Annotated in this window: 17 protein-coding genes; 12 read left to right on the top strand and 5 right to left on the bottom strand. The window is 61.3% G+C overall.

The window, feature by feature from the left end; genetic code table 11:
- Positions 1-168 precede the first annotated feature (168 nt).
- Both AC4CWH_RS02410 and rpoH read left to right on the top strand, forming a co-directional pair.
- The gene (locus AC4CWH_RS02410; RefSeq protein ID WP_491320223.1) at positions 169-954 is read left to right on the top strand and encodes a class I SAM-dependent methyltransferase; all 786 of its coding nucleotides are present in this window, start codon (positions 169-171) and stop codon (positions 952-954) included.
- Between the two features lie 197 nt (positions 955-1,151).
- Positions 1,152-2,054: an RNA polymerase sigma factor RpoH gene (gene rpoH / locus AC4CWH_RS02405; RefSeq protein ID WP_491284034.1), complete on the top strand. Its 903-nt coding sequence runs from the start codon at positions 1,152-1,154 to the stop codon at positions 2,052-2,054.
- 94 nt (positions 2,055-2,148) lie between these two features.
- Here rpoH and fosX read toward each other — a convergent pair whose 3' ends face one another.
- The 3 genes from fosX to AC4CWH_RS02390 form a co-directional block, all read right to left on the bottom strand.
- Entirely contained in the window at positions 2,149-2,583 is a 435-nt protein-coding gene (fosX, locus tag AC4CWH_RS02400) for a FosX/FosE/FosI family fosfomycin resistance hydrolase (protein ID WP_491320222.1), read from the bottom strand.
- A 166-nt stretch (positions 2,584-2,749) separates the two neighbouring features.
- Positions 2,750-5,296: a hypothetical protein gene (locus AC4CWH_RS02395; RefSeq protein WP_491320221.1), complete on the bottom strand. Its 2,547-nt coding sequence runs from the start codon at positions 5,294-5,296 to the stop codon at positions 2,750-2,752.
- A 59-nt stretch (positions 5,297-5,355) separates the two neighbouring features.
- Entirely contained in the window at positions 5,356-6,654 is a 1,299-nt protein-coding gene (locus AC4CWH_RS02390; protein ID WP_491284031.1) for an adenylosuccinate synthase, read from the bottom strand.
- A 202-nt stretch (positions 6,655-6,856) separates the two neighbouring features.
- Here AC4CWH_RS02390 and AC4CWH_RS02385 point away from each other — a divergent pair, with 202 nt between their 5' ends.
- The gene (locus AC4CWH_RS02385; RefSeq protein ID WP_491284030.1) at positions 6,857-7,750 is read left to right on the top strand and encodes a DMT family transporter; all 894 of its coding nucleotides are present in this window, start codon (positions 6,857-6,859) and stop codon (positions 7,748-7,750) included.
- A 75-nt stretch (positions 7,751-7,825) separates the two neighbouring features.
- Here AC4CWH_RS02385 and AC4CWH_RS02380 read toward each other — a convergent pair whose 3' ends face one another.
- Positions 7,826-8,278 (bottom strand): transglutaminase-like cysteine peptidase, encoded by a 453-nt coding sequence (locus AC4CWH_RS02380; RefSeq protein WP_491320220.1) that lies wholly within the window; start codon positions 8,276-8,278, stop codon positions 7,826-7,828.
- A 305-nt stretch (positions 8,279-8,583) separates the two neighbouring features.
- Between AC4CWH_RS02380 and AC4CWH_RS02375 the strand changes: the two genes are divergently transcribed.
- The gene (locus AC4CWH_RS02375) at positions 8,584-9,381 is read left to right on the top strand and encodes a creatininase family protein (protein WP_491320219.1); all 798 of its coding nucleotides are present in this window, start codon (positions 8,584-8,586) and stop codon (positions 9,379-9,381) included.
- Between the two features lie 3 nt (positions 9,382-9,384).
- Here the strand turns inward: AC4CWH_RS02375 and AC4CWH_RS02370 are convergent, their stop codons facing one another.
- Positions 9,385-10,350: a LysR family transcriptional regulator gene (locus tag AC4CWH_RS02370; protein ID WP_491284027.1), complete on the bottom strand. Its 966-nt coding sequence runs from the start codon at positions 10,348-10,350 to the stop codon at positions 9,385-9,387.
- A 223-nt stretch (positions 10,351-10,573) separates the two neighbouring features.
- On the opposite strand from AC4CWH_RS02370, the gene AC4CWH_RS02365 reads away from it, so the two are divergent.
- From AC4CWH_RS02365 to AC4CWH_RS02330, 8 genes are all read left to right on the top strand, one after another.
- Complete coding sequence (locus AC4CWH_RS02365; RefSeq protein WP_491321335.1) at positions 10,574-11,551, top strand: ABC transporter substrate-binding protein; 978 nt, start codon at positions 10,574-10,576, stop codon at positions 11,549-11,551.
- Positions 11,552-11,722: 171 nt separating this feature from the next.
- Entirely contained in the window at positions 11,723-12,556 is an 834-nt protein-coding gene (locus AC4CWH_RS02360; RefSeq protein WP_491320218.1) for an ABC transporter ATP-binding protein, read from the top strand.
- Positions 12,556-13,380, top strand: a complete 825-nt coding sequence (locus AC4CWH_RS02355) for an ABC transporter permease (RefSeq protein WP_491320217.1) — start codon at positions 12,556-12,558, stop codon at positions 13,378-13,380. Before AC4CWH_RS02360 ends, AC4CWH_RS02355 begins: the two co-directional genes overlap by 1 nt.
- Positions 13,380-14,687: a cytosine deaminase gene (locus tag AC4CWH_RS02350; RefSeq protein ID WP_491320216.1), complete on the top strand. Its 1,308-nt coding sequence runs from the start codon at positions 13,380-13,382 to the stop codon at positions 14,685-14,687. The genes AC4CWH_RS02355 and AC4CWH_RS02350 overlap by 1 nt, the downstream gene beginning before the upstream one ends.
- A gap of 1 nt (position 14,688) precedes the next feature.
- Complete coding sequence (locus AC4CWH_RS02345; protein WP_491321334.1) at positions 14,689-16,104, top strand: FAD-binding oxidoreductase; 1,416 nt, start codon at positions 14,689-14,691, stop codon at positions 16,102-16,104.
- Positions 16,105-16,488: 384 nt separating this feature from the next.
- On the top strand, positions 16,489-17,070 hold the full coding sequence (locus AC4CWH_RS02340) for an NAD(P)H-dependent oxidoreductase (RefSeq protein WP_491284023.1): 582 nt from the start codon (positions 16,489-16,491) through the stop codon (positions 17,068-17,070).
- 68 nt (positions 17,071-17,138) lie between these two features.
- Positions 17,139-17,708 carry a transglycosylase SLT domain-containing protein gene (locus AC4CWH_RS02335; RefSeq protein WP_491284022.1) on the top strand — a complete coding sequence of 190 codons (570 nt, stop codon included), beginning with the start codon at positions 17,139-17,141 and terminating at the stop codon, positions 17,706-17,708.
- A gap of 170 nt (positions 17,709-17,878) precedes the next feature.
- A complete protein-coding gene (locus tag AC4CWH_RS02330) occupies positions 17,879-19,483 on the top strand; it encodes a pyruvate kinase (RefSeq protein ID WP_491320215.1) in 1,605 nt (534 codons plus the stop codon).
- The last annotated feature ends 7 nt before the right edge of the window (positions 19,484-19,490 follow it).

Below are 19,490 nucleotides of genomic sequence, written 5' to 3'. Positions count from 1 at the left end.
CCCCAGTTCGGCGATCATAGGCGCCGCAATTTCGCTTTATTGTTCCATCCTCTTCAGCAAGCGCAACAACAGGCAAGATCCGACACGCTCTGCAGTCTAAAAATTGCAGAGCGCCGTCGGATACACCGTCTTCATTGCGAGATGAAATTGCAACCGAGGGTATTCAGGATGGATGGTCAGGATCGAAAATTCATTTTCGACGCGCTGCAAAGCATCGAAGGATATATCGACCCACCGGATGCGCTGGTGTTTTCCACTCTCCTGCACGCCCAGACGCGTCAGAACATGGCCGGCGCGCTGGCTGAAATCGGCGTCTATTACGGCCGCTCCTATTATCTCATGCGCAAGATCGCCGGCAACGATAGTCCGATCCTCGCCATAGACCTCTTCGATCAGGAGGCGGGTGCCGACGGACAGCCGCAGCAATATCAGCGTTTTCTGGAAAACGGCCGGCGGCTGGGGCTCTCGGTCGATGAAAATCTCGTCATTAAGGGCGACAGCACGCAGTTGCGGGCAAGCGACATTACCGACCGTGTGGGCGAAGTGCGCTTTTTCAGCATCGACGGCGGCCACCGCCTGCACCACGTGGCAGCCGACAGTGCGCTTGCCATGGCGACCCTTGCCGATCACGGCGTCATCGTTTTCGACGATACGTTCAACCCGGCATGGCCGGAGGTTACAGTGGGCGTTGCGGATTTCCTGCGCACGCACCAGGATCGCTTTTCCTGCTTCTGCATGACGAAATACAAGACCTATGTCTGCCGCACAGCCCATCGCGCCTTCTACAACGATATCATCGCGTCAGCCGCTGGCCTTGCCGCCTTCGAACAGACCGATACCGATTTCCTCGGATCGCGCGTCATTCGCCTTCACAACCCGATCGGTCGGCGTATGCTCTACGAATTGATGTGCCGATCCGGAATGCGGGCATTTTCCGAGCGCGCCTACCGGTAAGCGGTGATCCCAAGACCTTACGAAACCGTAACATCATAACGGGGACGTGACCGGCGCCAGCGCTTGAATCACCCTTTGGCTGCACTTATCTGTTAGCTTGATGGGTGCGGGGTCGAGGGAAAGACCCGCATCATACGGCTCGCCGAGCGGCTTATAACAGCCGAGGGAGCCGGAACACGATCAGAAGGGGGTGCTTTATGGCCCGCAATTCTCTGCCTTCGATTACTGCCGGCGAAGCTGGCCTTAATCGTTATCTCGATGAAATCCGCAAGTTTCCGATGCTGGAGCCCCAGAAGGAATACATGCTTGCCAAGCGTTACTCCGAACATGGGGATCGCGACGCCGCACATCAACTCGTCACCAGCCATTTGCGCCTCGTTGCCAAGATCGCCATGGGCTATCGCGGTTACGGTCTGCCGATCGGCGAAGTCGTGTCGGAGGGCAATGTCGGCCTGATGCAGGCGGTCAAGAAATTCGATCCGGAGCGCGGGTTCCGCCTGGCGACCTATGCCATGTGGTGGATCAAGGCCTCGATCCAGGAATACATCCTGCGCTCGTGGTCACTCGTAAAGATGGGCACGACCGCCAACCAGAAACGCCTGTTTTTCAACCTGCGCCGCCTTAAAGGTCGCATCCAGGCCATCGACGAAGGTGATCTGAAGCCCGACCAGGTGACGGAAATTGCTACCAAGCTGCGGGTCTCCGAGGAAGAAGTCGTCTCGATGAACCGCCGCCTGTCCGGTGACGCCTCGCTGAACGCACCGATCCGCGCTGCCGAAGGCGAGGCCGGCCAGTGGCAGGATTGGCTGGTGGACGAGCACGAAAGCCAGGAAGCCGTTCTCATCGAGCAGGACGAGCTGGAAACCCGTCGGCGCATGCTGGACAAGGCACTCAGCGTGCTCAACGAACGCGAGCGCCGCATCTTCGAGGCCCGCCGCCTGTCGGAAGATCCGGTGACGCTGGAGGAATTGTCCACCGAGTTCGACATCAGCCGCGAGCGCGTGCGCCAGATCGAAGTGCGTGCGTTTGAAAAGGTGCAGGAAGCGGTGCAGCGGGAAGCGCTGGCCCAGGCCAAGGCACTGAGAGTGGTTGACGCCTGATCCAGGTGTCCAGCGAGCGGCATGCCTCGCTTCCAATCGATAGCCATCAAAGCCCGGCCCGCGCCGGGCTTTTCCGTTTCTGCCGGTCGGTCCGTCAGGCCACCGTCACATCCTTGCCTTCGGCGTAGCGGCGCAGGCGCTCCTCGAGCGTGCCGGTATGCAGCTCGAACATGTGGTTGTCGTCGTCGTAGAAATAGATCGAGTGCCCCTCGCCTTCGACGCGGGCGCGCCCATCGCGCAGGTCAAGACCCAGCGCCTCGATGGCCGAGAGACGATCCGCCACTTCATCGTCGCGGATCTTGAATGCGACGTGGTTATAGCTTCGGGCCGTCACAGTGGCACCTTCCATGATGGCAATCCACACCTGCGCACTCCCCTCGCCGACGAGGAAAAACCGCTCCTTCGACAGGGAGAACTGCTGTGCGCTACCGTCATAGACCTTGCGCGCCTTCAGCACCGTCGTGAGGATTTCCTCCATACGGTCGAGGTTCTTAGTCACGAAGGTGATGTGGCTCAAACCGTACGCCATTGCTGCTCTCCCGCCTGCCAGAACCGCCCCTTGCAACAGCGACGGTTCCTTCCACCTTCGCCGCGATGATGGCGGCAGGATGACGTTTTGGAACACCGCACACGAAAAAATCCGCCGGGCAAACCCGGCGGATTTTTGAAAGAGTTTCAAGCTTTGGAGCGAGACCTTATTGGCCGCTCGGGGCAAGGGCTGCCCATTCGCTGATGGCCTGATCGAACGCCTTCACGCCTTCCGGACCCTTCTGCAATGTCAGAAGCGCGCGGCGGCCTGTGCCGTAGATGATCGGCACGTCCAGCCAGTTGCGGCTTTTCAGAAGTTCCATGTTGCGGGCACGTGCATCGGGGAAATCATTGAGCGCGATCATGTGGAAGTCCGGCGTGATCTTGGCCGGAACCGCAATCAAGGGATCGCCACGATCCTGCTCGGTGGCCTTCATCGAAATGCGCTGCACGCTTTCGATGGCGCCGCCCTCGAAATCAGCCGGAAGCGAGAAGACAAACTCGACCAGATGGCTTGCCGGAAGCGAGGCATCCGCATTGCGCTTGAAGGTGACGAGCGCCGTCAGTCCGCGTTCCGGCAGGTTGATGCGTCCCTGCACCACAGGCTCAGGTTTGCCGTTTTCGCCCGTTTCGCTCTGCAGCGACCACGACACGCTGCCTTCGATGGCGGTCGGCGACGACTGGCCGATGCGCTCTTCGTAAAGGAAGATCTTTTCACCGGAAACGGCAGGCGTTGCGGCAGGGTTTGCAGCCGGGGCACTGCTGCTCGGCGCGGCCGGTGCGGTCGCCGCATTGGTGTTAGCGCCAGCTTCCGGCGCTGCAGCCGGGGCGTTCAGCTGGGCAATCGACTGGCTGGTGCTGCCCACTGCCGGGCCGCCGACGCCTTCATCGACTTCCGTTCCGTTTGCCAGAAGGCGCTGCGTGAACTTACTGGGTCCGGCAGCCTCTGGCGTGACTGCGCTTGCAGCGCCGGCGGCCGTGCCGTTTGCCGGCTTGCCGGCGGCGCCGGTCGCGGCGTTCGTCCCGGTTTGCGGCGTGGTCGCCGGTGCCGTGCCCGTCTGGGCAGCCGGCGGTGCAGATGCCGTCTGCGGTGCCGCAGTCTCACCCGTCACGTTGCCGACAATGTTATCCAGCGCATCGCGGTTCTGCCAGATGGCGTAACCACCGCCGCCCAGCACGGCAAGGCCGAGCACGGCCAGCACCAGAACGCCGTAATTGCGCTTCGGCTTGGACTGGACGCGGTAGGCACGCGCTGGCGCGGCATCCGCAAGATCGGGTTCTTCCGGCGGCAGGCCTTCCCCGCGCCCACCCGTCTCGGATGCCGGCTTGTCGTATCCGATCAGCTGTTCCAGATCGTTCCACGGATCGTTTGGCTTGGCAGGCGCTTCAACCCTTGCCGGCGTCTGAACCGGCTGCAGATAGGTGGCAAGCGGATCGTTTTCCGGTGGCACCGCCTTGTCGGTTGCCGGATAGTCCGGCAGATCGGCGACAGCCGGCATCTCGACACTTGCCCTCGCATGGGCTTCCCGGTCGAAATGCGCATCAAAAAGATCGGCGGCCTGACGATCATCGAAGTTCGATGCCGGCGCAACCGGTTCGTCATTCAGCTTTTCGTCCGGCAGCTTTTCGTCCGGCAGCTTTTCGTCCAGTGCCTGCCAATCAGCACTGGCATTCCACTCGGTCGTGGTGTTCCAGCCGGAAGACGGGGCCGGATCGGCAACATGCTGGCTACGCTCGGCAACCGGCTCGGCAGCACGGTCCAGCTCCTGCGAAGAGGCCGGCGTCACAGACCATGGATCGCTCGCCTGCTCATGCAGGCCAGCCTCTGCGGGACGCTCATGGGGATCGTCGAGATCGGAGGCAAAGGGATCGGCCGTTTCGAGCGAAGGGGCCGTCGATGGCGCATCCGGCCAGGCCGGCGCCATCTGAGAGCGGCTGCGCGGCGGCTCATCATAGGCAGGAAAGCGCGGTTCCTCGACGGCTGCAACGGGCTCGCCCACATCCTGCGATGTCGCGAGCGGCTCGTCGTCAGCAAAGGGGTTTTCGTCGCGCGGCGCATAAGTTTGCGGCGCATCGGCCGGCAGATCCGTCAGATCCTGGTGTTCTTCCAGCGCCTGCGGTGCCTTTGCATAGGAGGCAGGCTCTTCAATATAAGGTGCAGCTTCCGGCTCAACCGGCAGCGGGGCAACGGGCTCTTCTGCGTAATGCGACGCAGGTTCCGGCTCGGCCATGGGCTCAGGCGCCGAATAGGCCGGCTCCACCTCTTCCGGTGCCACTTCGGCGTGAGCCTCAGCGTCTGCAGGGTATTGCTCTTCCTGCACAGGCTCCGCAACGGGCGCGGGTTCATAGGCAGCCTGTTCCGCAACCGGCTGTTCTACAACCTCTTCAGGGGCATGCTCTTCAGCCGCTGGCTCCTGCCAGGCCGCAACGGCCGGAGCCGCCGCCATGACTGCCGGCGCTGCATCCTCAAAAGGAACATCCGGCGTGTCAGCGGCAGGCGCAGCTTCCCGATGCTCGGCCTCGACCTCGCGGATCGCGGCTTCCAGCTTGTCCATCTGGCGGCGCAGCATCTCATCGGAGGGGCGCGGCTTCATGTTCTCCAGCTGCCGTTGAACGGCGCCGCGAGCCTTCTCGTAAACCCGAATACGCATTTCGGGATTATTGTTCGCCAGGCCATCCACGGCCCGGCGAATAACCGCTACAAAATCAGCCATTGATACTTTCTCTTGATCACCGGCAGCGCGCCGAGTGAAAAGGTAGATAGCGCTGGACTTTAATCTTCAAAAGGGTCTGTCACAAGTATCGTGTCATCCCGCTCGGGGCTGGTGGACAGAAGCGCCACCGGCGCGCCGATCAACTCCTCCACCTGACGGACATACTTGATTGCCTGAGCCGGCAGATCCGCCCACTTGCGGGCACCGACGGTTGAACCCTTCCAGCCTTCCAGCGTGATGTAAATCGGTTCGACACGCGCCTGCGCCGCCTGGGCGGCCGGCAGGTAATCGATTTCCTGTCCGTCGAGCGTGTAGCCGACGCAGATCTTCAGCTCATCCAGGCCATCGAGCACGTCGAGCTTGGTGAGCGCGATGCCGGTGATGCCGTTGGTGGCAACCGACTGGCGCACGAGTGCCGCATCAAACCAGCCGCAACGACGCTTGCGCCCGGTGACGGTGCCGAATTCATGACCCTTTTCACCCAGGAACTGGCCGATTTCGTCGGTCAGTTCCGTCGGGAACGGGCCTTCGCCGACGCGCGTCGTATAGGCCTTGGTGATGCCGAGGATATAACCGAGCGAGCCGGGACCCATGCCGGAACCGGCAGCAGCCTGGCCGGCCACCGTGTTCGACGAGGTGACGAACGGATAGGTGCCGTGGTCGATATCGAGCAGCGAGCCTTGCGCACCTTCAAACAGGATGCGCGAACCCTTGCGGCGTTCCTTGTCGAGCAGGCGCCAGACCGAATCCATGAAGGGCAGCACGCGATCGGCAATCGAGGTCAGCTCTTCCATGATCGTGGAATGCTCGACTTCCGGCGCGCCAAAACCGCGGCGCAGCGCGTTGTGATGGGTGAGGATGCGTTCCACCTTGGCTTCCAGCGCATCGAGATCGGCCAGATCCATGACGCGGATGGCACGACGGCCGACCTTGTCCTCGTAAGCCGGGCCGATGCCGCGGCGGGTGGTGCCGATCTTCGTGCCGCTGTTGGAGGCGGCGTCTTCGCGCATGCCGTCCAGTTCGCGGTGGAGAGAGAGAATGAGCGTGGCGTTTTCCGCAATGCGCAGGTTTTCCGGCGTCACTTCAACGTTCTGCGCCTTCAGGCGGCCGATTTCAGCGATCAGCGCATGCGGATCGACCACAACGCCATTGCCGATGACGGCCATCTTGCCGGGGCGCACGACGCCCGAGGGGAGAAGCGACAGCTTATAGCTGACGCCATCGATCACCAACGTATGGCCGGCATTGTGGCCGCCCTGGAAACGCACGACGATATCGGCCCGTTCCGAGAGCCAATCGACGATCTTGCCCTTGCCCTCGTCACCCCATTGCGAACCGATTACCACGACATTCGTCATCTTAAAGCTTTCCTGCTCTGTCGCCAGGCTTCAACGCCCTGCCCAAACCGGCGCATCTATACTGTGTGATTTCCGGGAAAGCGACCCGTTTATGACCTTTTCGCCTGTTTTTAGGTGACAGGCTGGCGTTCAAGCGGTTATTCCCACGATAAAACAACCGGAAAGCCATGTTCTTTCCGGGGTCTCGCCCGGGAGAGCACCCTTGCATATCAAAGCCTATGCCTACCTCATCATCGCCACGCTCTGCTGGGGCGGCAATGCCGTCGTGGGAAAGCTCGCGGTCGGCCATGTCAGCCCGATGATGCTGACCATGTGGCGCTGGATCTTTGCCTGCGCCATCATTTTTGCCATTTCGCTGCCGCAGCTGAAGCGCGACTGGCCGGTGGCCCGCAAACATCTGCCGCTGATGATCTTTTTAGGCGCTGTCGGCTACACGCTGTTCAACGTGCTTTTGTACAACGCCGTGCATTATACGACGGCGATCAATGTCGCCATCGAACAGGCCGGCATTCCGTTCCTGATCTTCCTTGCCAATTTCGTGTTTTTCCGCATCCGCGTGTCGCTGGCACAGATTCTCGGATTTTCGCTGACGCTGATCGGTGTGGCGCTGACCGTCTCGCATGGGGACCTCACGACACTTCTGTCGTTGACGGTGAATTTCGGCGATGCGCTGATGGTGATCGCGGTCATCGCCTATGCCGCCTATACGATCGTGCTGCGCTGGCGCCCGCCGGTGGACTGGCGCACGCTGATGGCAATCCCGGCACTGGTCGCGCTCATCTGCACGTTTCCGCTGGTCTTGTGGGAATATTCGGCCGGAACCATGATGTGGCCGGATGCATCCGGCTGGACGGCGGCGCTCTATACGGGCCTGTTTGCCTCGCTGGTGGCGCAGATCTTTTATATCCAGGGCATCGGCCATATCGGCGCCAACCGCGCCGGCCTGTTCATCAACCTGGTGCCGGTGTTCGGCACGCTGTTGTCGGTGCTTGTGATCGGCGAACAGCTGCAGCTGTTTCATGTGCTGGCGCTGGTGCTCGCCCTTGGCGGCATAGCCATTGCCGAGCGGTGGAAGCCGGCCCAGTCCGTCCCATAATTCTCTCTGGCGGTCTGCAAATGGCATTTTCTCTACACCAGAGAGAATTCTTAAACAGACTGTGAGAGCAGAAAATCAGATCTGCGGCACGCGGTTGTCGAGCACGAGGTCGCCATTGCCGGTGGACACGATCAGCACACGCTCGACCGTTCCGGCCGGCGTCATCAGAAAGCCGATGTGCAACTCGTCCGCCGGCTGGCCGCGCTCAACCAGCGCCTCCTGCTTGATGCGGGCGCAATCGGTGCAAAGGCCGGGACCGGCCGGCTTGCCGGTGGCATCGGCCGCAAGGCTGTCAAAATAACCGTCCAGCGTTCCGATGGTCTCGTTGACGGCGATGTTCAGCACCTGCACCGCCTGGTAATCCGTCTCGTACGGTGCTGCCGGCGCCACCTCGGCTGTCGCAAGTTCGTGGTGCTGCGACAGGCCAATGAAAGCGCTGCGGGCAAAACCACCGGGACCGGCTGCTTCGGCAGCACCGCAGGTGAGGACCGAGAGAAGGGTCGCTACGGCTACAATGGTTTTCGACATGTCGTCTGCCCTGTCGTTTCGGACTGCGTGGAGGCGCCGTCCCGTTTCGGTTCACCGGCCCCGCTTGCGGCACCGCCCGGACATCTGTTCCGAGAATGACCCCGTTATAAACCGCTGCTTTTGCTGGCCGCTTAAGCCAGTTTCGACAATTTTAGCGAAACGCAATTTTTTCCCGAAACGGGATTGGTTCAAAAAGAACCAGCTGACGTGCGCGCAAAAAGGCATCAAGCCGCACGGAATTTGGCGCTTTTCGGACCCGCTGCGATTGCCGTATCCAAGAGAATAAGAGCGCGAGAGGATATGCGATGGCCAAGCCGTTTTACTGGAATGAACTGAACACCCATGATTTTGCCGGCCTTTCGCCCGACCGAACCATTGCCATCCTGCCGCTTGCCTCCACCGAACAGCACGGGCCGCACCTGCCCATCGCAACCGACGTTGCGATTGCCAATGGCATGCTGGCGGAGCTGAAGACCCAGCGCCCTGACGATCTCGACATTCTGGTTCTGCCGACGCAGGAAATCGGTAAGGCAAACGAACATGTCCATGGCCCCGGCACGCTGTCGCTCGGCGCCGATATCCTCATTCCCGCCTGGACGGCCATCGGCGGCAAGGTGGCCGAGGCAGGTATCCGCAAACTGGTGATGGTCAATTCGCACGGCGGCAATCTCGACATCATGAGCATTGTTTCGCGCGAGATGCGGGTGCGTTTCGGCATGGCCGCAGTTGCCACGCAATGGGCACGTTTTGGCCAGCCGGAGGGTATGATCAGCGAACACGAGCAGAAATTCGGCATCCATGGCGGCGAGGTGGAGACATCGCTGATGCTGCACTTCCGCCCCGAACTGGTGCGGATGGACAAGGCGGAGAATTTTGCCTCGCGCGCCGAAGAGATGAAAAAAAGCTCGCGCTTCCTACAGCCGCTGCCGCCGCATGCGCTGGCCTGGATCGCCCATGACCTTAACCCGGCAGGCGTGGTCGGCAATGCGGCGGCCGGCACGGCGGAAAAAGGTGCTGCCATCTGCCGCCATCAGGTGGCCGGCTTTATCGAACTGCTGCGGGATCTCACACACTACCCGCTCTCCAACCTCTACACGCCGTGATCCTCAATCGCGCGCGCTCGCCTCGCGGCCGTGCTGCGGCGGCACATGGCCCTTGGCCTCCAGTTCGGCCACCTGTGTGCCCAGTTCGGCGAGCAGGAATTCGACAAACAGGCTGGTTGCCGTGTCGAGCGTGGCGCGCGAGCGGGCAAACAGCTTCATCGGCTGGTGGCGACGCTGCGATTCGGCAAGCGGGCGAAACACCAGTTCGCCGCGGCTGCAATCGCCGATCACATCAAGCGGATTGAGGAAGGTGAGGCCGGTTCCGCGCTTTACCAGATGGCGCAGCGTTTCCGGCGCGCCGGTTTCCACCACCGGCTCCACCGACATCGGCAGCGGCGACAGGATGAGGTTGATCATGGTGCGAAGGCTCATGCCCGGCTGCGCCAGAACCAACGGTTCCTGCAGCACTTTCGCCAGATCCACCGGCCCCTCCTCGCCTGCCAGCGGATGATCGGGCGGCATTACGACACCGATCGGGATATCGAAGGTGGCAAGCGTGCGTAGCCCCGGTGTTGCGGGTATATTAAAGCCGATGCCGAGATCGACCTCGCCTGAGAGCACCGGATTGGCGGTGGTGGTCGCCCCGTCAATGGCAAGCTGGATGCGCATGCGCGGATGTTTTTCGACGAACCGGGCGATGATTTCCGGCAGCGGGCCGGCCGCAAGCCCGACCGTGGAAATCATCGAAACACGGCCCACCTGCGGCATTTTGAGGCCGCGCACCCGCGTTTCCAGCTTGTCATAAGCCTTCAGCACCTCGCGGATATGTTCGATGCACAATTCCCCCGCAGCCGTCAGCCGCAGGCCGCGCGGCAGGCGTTCGAAGATCTGCGCGCCAAGCTCCTCCTCGAGCGCCAGGATCTGACGGTTGATGGCGGACGAGGCGACATTGAGCCGCGCTGCCGCCTTGCGAATGGAGCCGCAGCGGGCGATTTCATCGATGTACTGGAGTTTTCGCGAGTGCAGCATGACAGGTCCCATTGCTTAAGTTTTGATCATGACGCACAATTTGTGCAGCGGCTAGACCACCGCTGCCATAAAGGCATCAATCCGTGCGAATTTTGATGCTTTTCAAAGCGCGAAAGCAATGGCTGAAATGTTTCAAAGGGAAGCCGCAAAGAGCATCCCGGCACCGAAAAAGGGAACAGGTCGAATGGACACGCTGCGAAATTTGAAGACCACTCTGGCCGGCATGGCTCTTTGCACCGGCATCGCGCTGGGCGGGCAGGCTTTTGCGCTGGATGAAGTGACCTATGGCACCAACTGGCTGGCGCAGGCCGAACATGGCGGTTTTTACCAGGCCGTGGCCGATGGCACCTATGAGAAGCATGGCCTGAAGGTGACCATCGTGCAGGGCGGTCCGAATGCGGCCAACCGCTCGCTGCTGATTGCCGGCAAGGTGGATTTCTACATGGGCGGGCCGCTCGGCGACATGGATGCCGTCAAGCAGGGCATCCCGCTCGTCTCGGTTGCCTCGATTTTCCAGAAGGATCCGCAGGTGCTGCTGGCGCATCCGGATGCCGGCGTCGAAAAATTCGGTGACCTTGCCAAGCTCGATACCATCTTTATGGGCAAGGAAGGTTACGTCACCTATTTCGAGTGGATGAAGAAGAATTTTGCGGGTTTCAAGGAAGAGCAATACAAGCCCTACACGTTCAATCCGGCCCCCTTCATCGCCGACAAGAAATCCGCCCAGCAGGGTTATCTCACCTCCGAGCCCTACGAGATCGGCAAGCAGGCAGGCTGGACGCCAAAGGTGTTCCTGCTGGCTGACGCCGGCTACAGCCCCTATTCGACGATGATCACCACCACGCAGACGATGATCGACGCCAAATCGGACGTGGTGCAGCGTTTCGTAGATGCCACGATCGAGGGCTGGTACACCTATCTCTACGGTGACAATTCCAAGGCAAACGCGCTGATCAAAAAGGACAATCCGGAAATGACGGATGGCCAGATCGCCTATTCCATCGAAAAGATGAAGGAATACGGCATCGTGGAATCCGGCGATGCGCTGACCAAGGGCATCGGCTGCATCACCGACGAGCGCTACAAGAAGTTCTTCGAAGAGATGGTGCAGATCGGCGTTCAGCCGGCCGACCTCGATTATAAAAAAGCCTATTCCACCAAGTTCGTCTGCAAGGGCGTCGGCATGGCGCTGAAGAAGTAGGCGGCAAAGTCCCTTCCCCGTCCTGACGGGGGAGAGGGCCAGGGTGAGGGGCCGCTTTTTTGAATACCCGCAAAGGCGATCTTTCTGGAAATGCTGACGGCTAACCAACCAGACGCTCGCCGGCTTTCCAGCCCCCCGCCCCACACACATGCCAATCGAACAAGGCCTTTCATGACCGAGACTGAAGCCACACCGCCCACCGCCTCCCACAAGCGTCCGCTGGTGGCGATGCGCAATGTGTCCAAGAGTTTTTCGAGCGGCACGCTGGCGTTGTCGCAGATGTCGCTGACCGTGCAGGGCGGCGAGTTTGTCAGCCTGCTCGGCCCCTCCGGCTGCGGCAAGTCGACGGCACTGCGCATCATTGCGGGCCTTGGCGATGTCACCACCGGCGAGATCGACTGGCCAAGCTCGCGTATCAATTCCAAGGGCCTGCCCGAGGGCGATATTTCCTTCGTTTTCCAGGAACCGACGCTGATGCCGTGGCAGACGGTGTTTGGCAATGTCTACCTGCCGCTGCGCCTCACCGGCATATCCAAAGCTGCTGCGCGCGAAAACATCATGGCCTGTCTCGACATGGTCGGCCTGAAAGATTTCGCCGACGCCTATCCGCGCGAACTCTCAGGCGGCATGAAGATGCGTGTCTCGATTGCCCGAGCGCTGGTGACCAGACCGAAGCTGCTTCTGATGGACGAACCGTTTGCAGCCCTTGACGAGATCACCCGCCAAAAACTCAACGACGACGTGCTGCGCCTCTGGCGCGAAACGGGCATCACCGTCATCTTCGTCACCCATTCCGTGTTCGAAAGCGCCTATCTCTCCAACCGCATCGTGGTGATGAAGGCGCGGCCCGGCCGCGTCCATGCGGATTTTCCGCTGGTGACCAGCCTCGACCGCGGCCCGCTTTACCGCACCTCGGAAGAATATCGCGCCACCTGCGAAAAGGTGTCGCATTCGCTGATGGAAGCGATCGGCTTTCCGCTCGCCGACGGCATGGAGATGCATTGATGAGCCAGACCGCCATGCCTCCATCCTTCCTCGCCCGCAACCGCGAAACCCTGCTGCGCATCGCCATTCCAATCCTCGTCGTCGTCTGCCTTATCCTCCTCTGGCAGATCCTCGTCACGGCAACCGGCGTGCCGCAATATATCCTGCCCGGCCCCGGTGCGGTGGCGGTTGCGCTCGTCAAGGATTGGGGCACGCTGTCGCCGGCGCTCTGGGTCACGACAAAGATCACGCTGTCGGCCCTGGCGCTGGCGCTGGTCGGCGGCGTTGGCATTGCGGTGTTTCTCGTGCAGTCGAAATGGATCGAGACGGCGTTTTATCCGATTGCCGTCATCCTGCAGGTGACGCCCATCGTTGCCATTGCACCGCTGATCCTCATCTATGCCCCGACGACGCAGGTGGCGCTTCTCATCTGCGCCTTCCTCGTTGCCTTCTTTCCGATCCTGTCAAACATGGTGCAGGGGCTAAAGAGCGTCGATCATAACCTCTTGAACCTGTTTGACCTCTACGGCGCCTCGCGCTGGCAGACGTTGATTTATCTGAAACTTCCGGCGTCGCTTCCCTATTTCATGACCGGGCTTCGCATCGGCGGCGGCCTGTCGCTGATTGCAGCCGTGGTGGCCGAATTTGCCGCGGGCTCGGCGGGCGCCGGCTCCGGTCTCGCCTTCCGGCTTCTCGAAGCCCAGTACCGCCTCAACATTCCGCGCCTGTTTGCGGCCCTCATCCTCTTGTCGGCGCTCGGCGTGGTGATCTTTGCCATCACCTCCTTCATCGCCTGGCTCGGGCTTCACCGCTGGCACGAGAGCAGCATAAGGAGAGAAAACTGATGTCCTTTCTCGATCTTCCAAAGGCCGACCATTTCGTTCTGGCCAATGCCACCCTGCCGGCCATCACCGTGGAAGGGTATGACGCCCCGGCAACCGAAGGCCTCGTCTCGGCCGACCTGATCATTGCCGGCGGCAAAATCGAAAGCATCGTTTCGCCCGGCACGGCCCCGGCCGCCCTTCCCCGCGCCGACCTTCGCGATGGCATGGTATTTCCCTGTTTTGTCGACATGCACACCCATCTCGACAAGGGCCACATCTGGGAGCGCCGGCGCAATCCGGACGGCACTTTCCTCGGCGCACTCGAAAATGTCAGTGCCGACCGCACGGAAAACTGGTCGGCGGAAGACGTGCGCGCCCGCATGGAATTTTCGCTGAAGACAGCCTATGCCCACGGCACAAAACTCATCCGCACCCATCTCGACAGCATTCCACCGCAGCACGGCATTTCGTTTGAGGTCTTTTCCGAACTCCGCGCGGAATGGCAGGACCGCATCGCCCTGCAGGCCGTGGCGCTTCTGCCGCTGGAGCAGGTGCTGAACGAACCGGTGTTTGCCGATATCGTGGCGGTCACGAAACGCCATGGCGGCCTGTTGGGCGGCGCCACCCGCATCCTGCCAGACTTCGAAAAGATCCTCGAAACGCTGTTTCGTGCTGCCGCCGACAACGGTCTCGACATCGATCTACATGTGGATGAAACCGAAGACCGGCAGGTTCTGACGCTGAAGACGATTGCCGAAACCAAGCTGCGGCTCGGCTTTGAGGGCGCTGTCACCGTCGGTCATTGCTGCTCGCTGGCGCGTCAGGACGAGGAACTGGCCAAGCGGACGGTGGATCTGGTGGCAGAGGCCGGCCTTTCGGTCGTGTCGCTTCCCATGTGCAACATGTATCTGCAGGATCGCCATGCGGGCCGCACACCGCGCTGGCGCGGCGTCACACTGTTTCATGAACTGACGGCGGCCGGGGTCAAAACCTCCGTCTCCTCCGACAACACCCGCGATCCCTTCTACGCCTATGGCGATCTCGATGCTGTGGAAGTGTTTCGCGAATCGGTGCGTATCCTGCATCTCGACCATCCGCTCGATGAGGCCGCGCGCGTGGTGACGACGACCCCTGCAGACAGTCTCGGTCGCTCCGATATCGGCCGCATCAAGGCGGGCCTTGCCGCCGATCTCGTGCTGTTTTCGGCGCGCCGCTGGAGCGAATTTCTTTCCCGTCCGCAGGCGGACCGCATCGTGATGCGGAATGGCATGGGCATCGACCGCCGCCTGCCGGATTACCGTGACCTTGACCCCATTCTGGACCGATAACATGGCCGATTACGCGCAGATCAAGAAAGACCTCGACGGCATTGCGGTCGAAGACAATCCGGCACTGGTACGCCAGAAAAGCCGCGATTTCTACTGGTACTCCCCCATTCTCAAAGCCGAGCTTGACCATGTGACGGCCGATCTCGTTGTATCGCCCACCTCGGAAGAAGAGGTGATCCGCACGCTGAAAGTGGCTTATGCGCATGGCGTGCCGGTCACGCCGCGCGGTGCCGGCACCGGCAATTACGGGCAGGCCATGCCGCTTGCCGGCGGCATTGTCCTCAACCTCATCAACATGAACAAGGTGAAGGAAATCCATCCCGGCCGCGTCATCTGCGAACCCGGCATCGTGATTGCCGAACTGGATCGCCAGACGAAAGCCCATTCCGGGCAGGAACTTCGCTTCCACCCCTCTACCGCGCAATCGGCCACCATCGGCGGGTTCGTGGCCGGCGGCTCCGGCGGCGTCGGCTCCATTCATTGGGGCGGGCTTCGCGATCTCGGCAATATCCTGTCGCTGCGCGTCGTCACCATGGAGGCGGAACCGCGCGTGCTGGATCTCAAGGCCTGGGACCTGCAGAAGGTCACCCATGCCTATGGCACCAATGGCATTATCACGCAGGTGGAAATGCCGCTGGCGCCGGCCTATGACTGGGTGGATGTGCTGGTCGGTTACGACGACTACATGGATGCCGTCCGTCTTGCCGATGCGCTCGCCCACAAGAACGGCATTCTCTTAAAGGAAGTCGCGCCGATTGCAGCGCCGATCCCTTACGATTTCTTCCCCCGCCACAAGCCGTTCATCCGCCACCGCGACCAGTCCATCGTGGTCCTGATGGTGGCGCCGCATTCCATGGAGCCGTTCCTGGCGCTGACGGACAAGATGAAGGGCGAAGTGCTGTTCCGCTCCGATACCGTGGAGAGCATGAAGGGCATTCCACATGCCTACGAACTGGGCTGGAACCACACGACGCTGCGGGCACTGAAGGTCGATCCGAGCTTCACCTATCTGCAAGTGCAATATCCGGGGCCGGACCATGTGGCAAAGGTTGCCAAGATGACGGAGATCTTTGGCGACGAGGTGCCCGGGCACCTGGAATTCATCAAGTTCGACGGGCGCATGCAATGCTCCGGCCTGCCGCTGGTGCGCTACACCACTCGGGAGCGGCTGGAAGAGATCATCCGCATCCACGAGGAGAATGGCTGCCCGGTGTTTAACCCGCACCGCTACACGCTGGAAGAAGGCGGCATGAAGCAGACGGACGAAGTCCAGCTTGCCTTCAAGAAGGAAACCGATCCGCAGGGGCTTCTCAACCCCGGCAAGATGATCGCCTGGGACAATCCGGATTTCGATTTCAAAGCCGGCCAGAACTACCTGTTTCCAGGCCTGCAGGCCTTTTCCGAAGCGGGGGAATAACGATCATGTAAGTTTGTGGCTGGGCCTACCCCTCACCCGCCCTCCGCTTCGCTCGGCCACCCTCTCCCCAAGGGGAGAGGAGAGCCACAAACGGTGCGGCTCACGCCCTTCTCCCCTCGGGGAGAAGGTGCCGGCAGGCGGATGAGGGGGCCGCCCCGCTCTCAACATCGCATCACACGAAGGACCTTATTTAACAATCACCGCCACTTTACTCACTCCGAAGGTACTCCCGGCCGGTCTTTCCGGCCCATGCAGGATTTCCGGCATGGCAGCTTTGATCCCCGGCCTGGCGGCGGTGGATAAAGGTGCTGGGACAAACGGCGCGGAAGTTTTGACCTGAAGCCCGAGTGCGATTGCATCGGGCAAAGATTTGGAGCTTTTCTCATGCGCGTACTCGTTCTGCATTCCCATCCCGTTGAGGAAAGTTATGGCAAGGCGCTGTTTCGCCAGACCTGTGAAAGTCTGGCGCAGGCAGGTCATGTCGTTGACGCCTGCGATCTTTATGCGGAAGGGTTCGATCCGGTACTCTCGGCCCACAGTCGGCGCATCTACCACGATTATCCCGAGAACATGGCGGGGCTTGAACCCTATGTGGAACGGCTGAAACAAGCCGAGGGTCTGGTGATCTGCACGCCCGTGTGGAATTTCGGCTTTCCTGCGATGCTGAAGGGTTATTTCGACCGGGTCTGGCTGCCGGGCGTGTCCTTCGCGCTCGAAAACGGCAAGCTGACGCCGACGCTTCGCCACATCCGCAAGCTGGCTGCGGTGATGACCTATGGCGGCACACCGATGCGGGCTTTTCTCGTTGGAAACCCGCCGAAAAAGGTCATCAAACGTGTCATCCGGGCACAGATCGCCATCGGTGCGCCGGTGAAATTCCTCGCCCATTACGACATGAACAACTGTACCGAGGCCACGCGCGCCGCATTCCTTCAGCGTGTAAAGACCGAAATGGCACGCTTCTAAAGTTGTATCGTTTAAAGACATAATTAAATTTTCATCGCTATAAATCTCTTGGAACAAGAGGTTAAGCGATGCGCATTGTCCTACTAATCGCCCTTCTGATGCTCGTTGGGTGCGGTACCGCCCCCAGCAGGATCGACAATGCCTGCGCCATATTCGCACAACGTGATGGACTGTTTAACAACTGGGCCCGCGAAGCCAAAAATGCTTCACAACGATACGGTGTGCCGGTGCCGGTTCTGATGGCGACGATCTATACGGAATCCGGTTTCCGCGCCCGCGCACGGCCGCCCCGCACCAAGCTCTTGGGCTTTATTCCCTGGACACGCGCGTCGTCTGCCTATGGTTATGCGCAGGCGCTTGATGGCACCTGGGAAAGCTATCGCCGCGAAACCGGGCGCTGGGGCGCCAGCCGCTCCGACTTTGGCGATGCCATCGATTTCGTCGGCTGGTATCACCGCAAGAGCCATGACCGTAACGGCATTCCGCTCGAAGACGGCTACCGTCTGTATCTCGCCTATTATTCCGGCCATAGCGGTTATGAGCGCGGCGCGTTTTCCTCCGGCACCCGTCAGGCAGCACAGCGTTCGGCCAGCATGGCAAGCCGTTACGAAAACCAGTTGCGCGCCTGCGGATACTGAGGACGAAAGACCTCCCGGGCGACGCTGCCGCAGCGTCGTCCTTGCGCCAAGACGTCGCAGCCTCAACTCTTGCCGGCTCCATTTGCGCAAACGCAAGGCGCGCCCCTTTTCTGTCATGCCATCGTCAACTCCGCAGCGCAGCCTTGGCGCCAGACAATGCGGAGACCAACATGCTTCAGACACAGACCCATAACGAAATCGCGGATGACGCTGCGGAAGCGGCGGCCGCCAAGGCCATCGAGGCTCTCGGCGGAGATACGGCCGATGCCGGTGAGATGAAAGCCGTGTTTGACGAGGTTGCGGCGCTGCGTTCAGCGATTGCCGATGCATCTCAGCCGCTGGCCGACGAGCTTTTCGGCGCAACGCCCCTGCTTGCCACAGATGCCGCGCGTCTTGCCAATCTGTCCCACTATCTCACGCTGCGCCGGCGCGACATCCGGCCATTGCAACGCCAGCTGATGCGCCTTGGCTTTTCCTCGCTCGGACGGCTTGAGAGCCGCGTTCTGCCCACGCTCGATGCCGTTCTGGCAAGCCTTGCGGCCGCAACGGCTTCTGCGCCACCCTTTTCACGCCCGACGGAAGAAACGTTCTTTCACGGGGAGCAGGCCCTTGCCGCAGCGGCAGGCGATCTGCTGGGGGCCGCGCCGTCCCATCGCCGCTGCCGCATCATGGTCACGCTACCGAGCGAGGCCGCCGACGCGCCCGACATGGTGGCCGATCTCGTCAAGCGCGGCATGACGATTGCCCGTATCAACTGCGCCCATGACGATCGTGATGCCTGGCTTGCCATGGCAGCTCATGTGCGCGAAGCCGGCCAAAGGCTGGCACGCCCGGTAAAGGTGCTGATGGACATTGCCGGCCCCAAAATCCGCACGGAAACCGTGGTGCCGGCAAAGGGCGCCAAGCTGCAGGTGGGCGACCTGTTTCGGCTTGTGGCCGAGGGAGAACCCGGCCTTTCCGGCGGAGCAAGGGTCTGCGCGTCCGTGTCGCTGCCGCAGATCGTGACCCGCCTCTCGCTCGGCGACCGCATCCGCTATGACGATGGAAAGCTGGAAGGCGTGGTGGAGGCCCTTTCGGAAACGGCCGCCCTGGTGCGCGTCACCCGCTGCAAGACCGGCGGCGCCAAGATCAAGCCGGAAAAGGGCCTCAACCTGCCCGATACGGCGCTTGGCCTGTCGCCGCTCACCGCCAAGGACGAAGCAGACCTCATGAGCGTTGTCGAATGCGCCGACATAATCGGTTATTCCTTCGTCAGCCGACCGGAAGATATCGATCTTCTGGAGGCAGCCCTTGCCCGCCACGATGGCACCACACCCGGCGGAGCAGAGAGGGCCGCCATGCGAAAAGGCAAACTTGGCCTCGTTGCCAAGATCGAACATCCGGATGCCGTGCGCAACCTGCCCGCCCTCATCGCAACAGCACTGCGCCATCGGCGACCGTTTGGCGTGATGATCGCGCGCGGCGATCTGGCGGCCGAAATCGGCTTTGAACGGGTGGCGGAAATGCAGGAGGAGATCCTGTGGATCTGCGAGGCCGCCGCCGTTCCCACCATCTGGGCGACCCAGGTGCTGGAAGATCTGGTGAAGACCGGCCTTCCCTCGCGCGGCGAAATGACCGATGCGGCCATGGCCGCGCGCGCCGAATGCGTGATGCTGAACAAGGGCCCGGCCGTGGCCGAGGCCGTCTCGCTGCTTGACCATCTGCTTTCGCGCATGGACGGCCACATGATGAAGAAAACGCCGATGCTGCGGGCATTAAAGAGCTGGCCCGACTGAGCCAACC

This window comes from Neorhizobium sp. PAMB6716, assembly GCF_058242805.1.
Note: the sequence above shows the minus strand (reverse complement) of the source record. Positions and strands in the feature narration are given on the sequence as shown.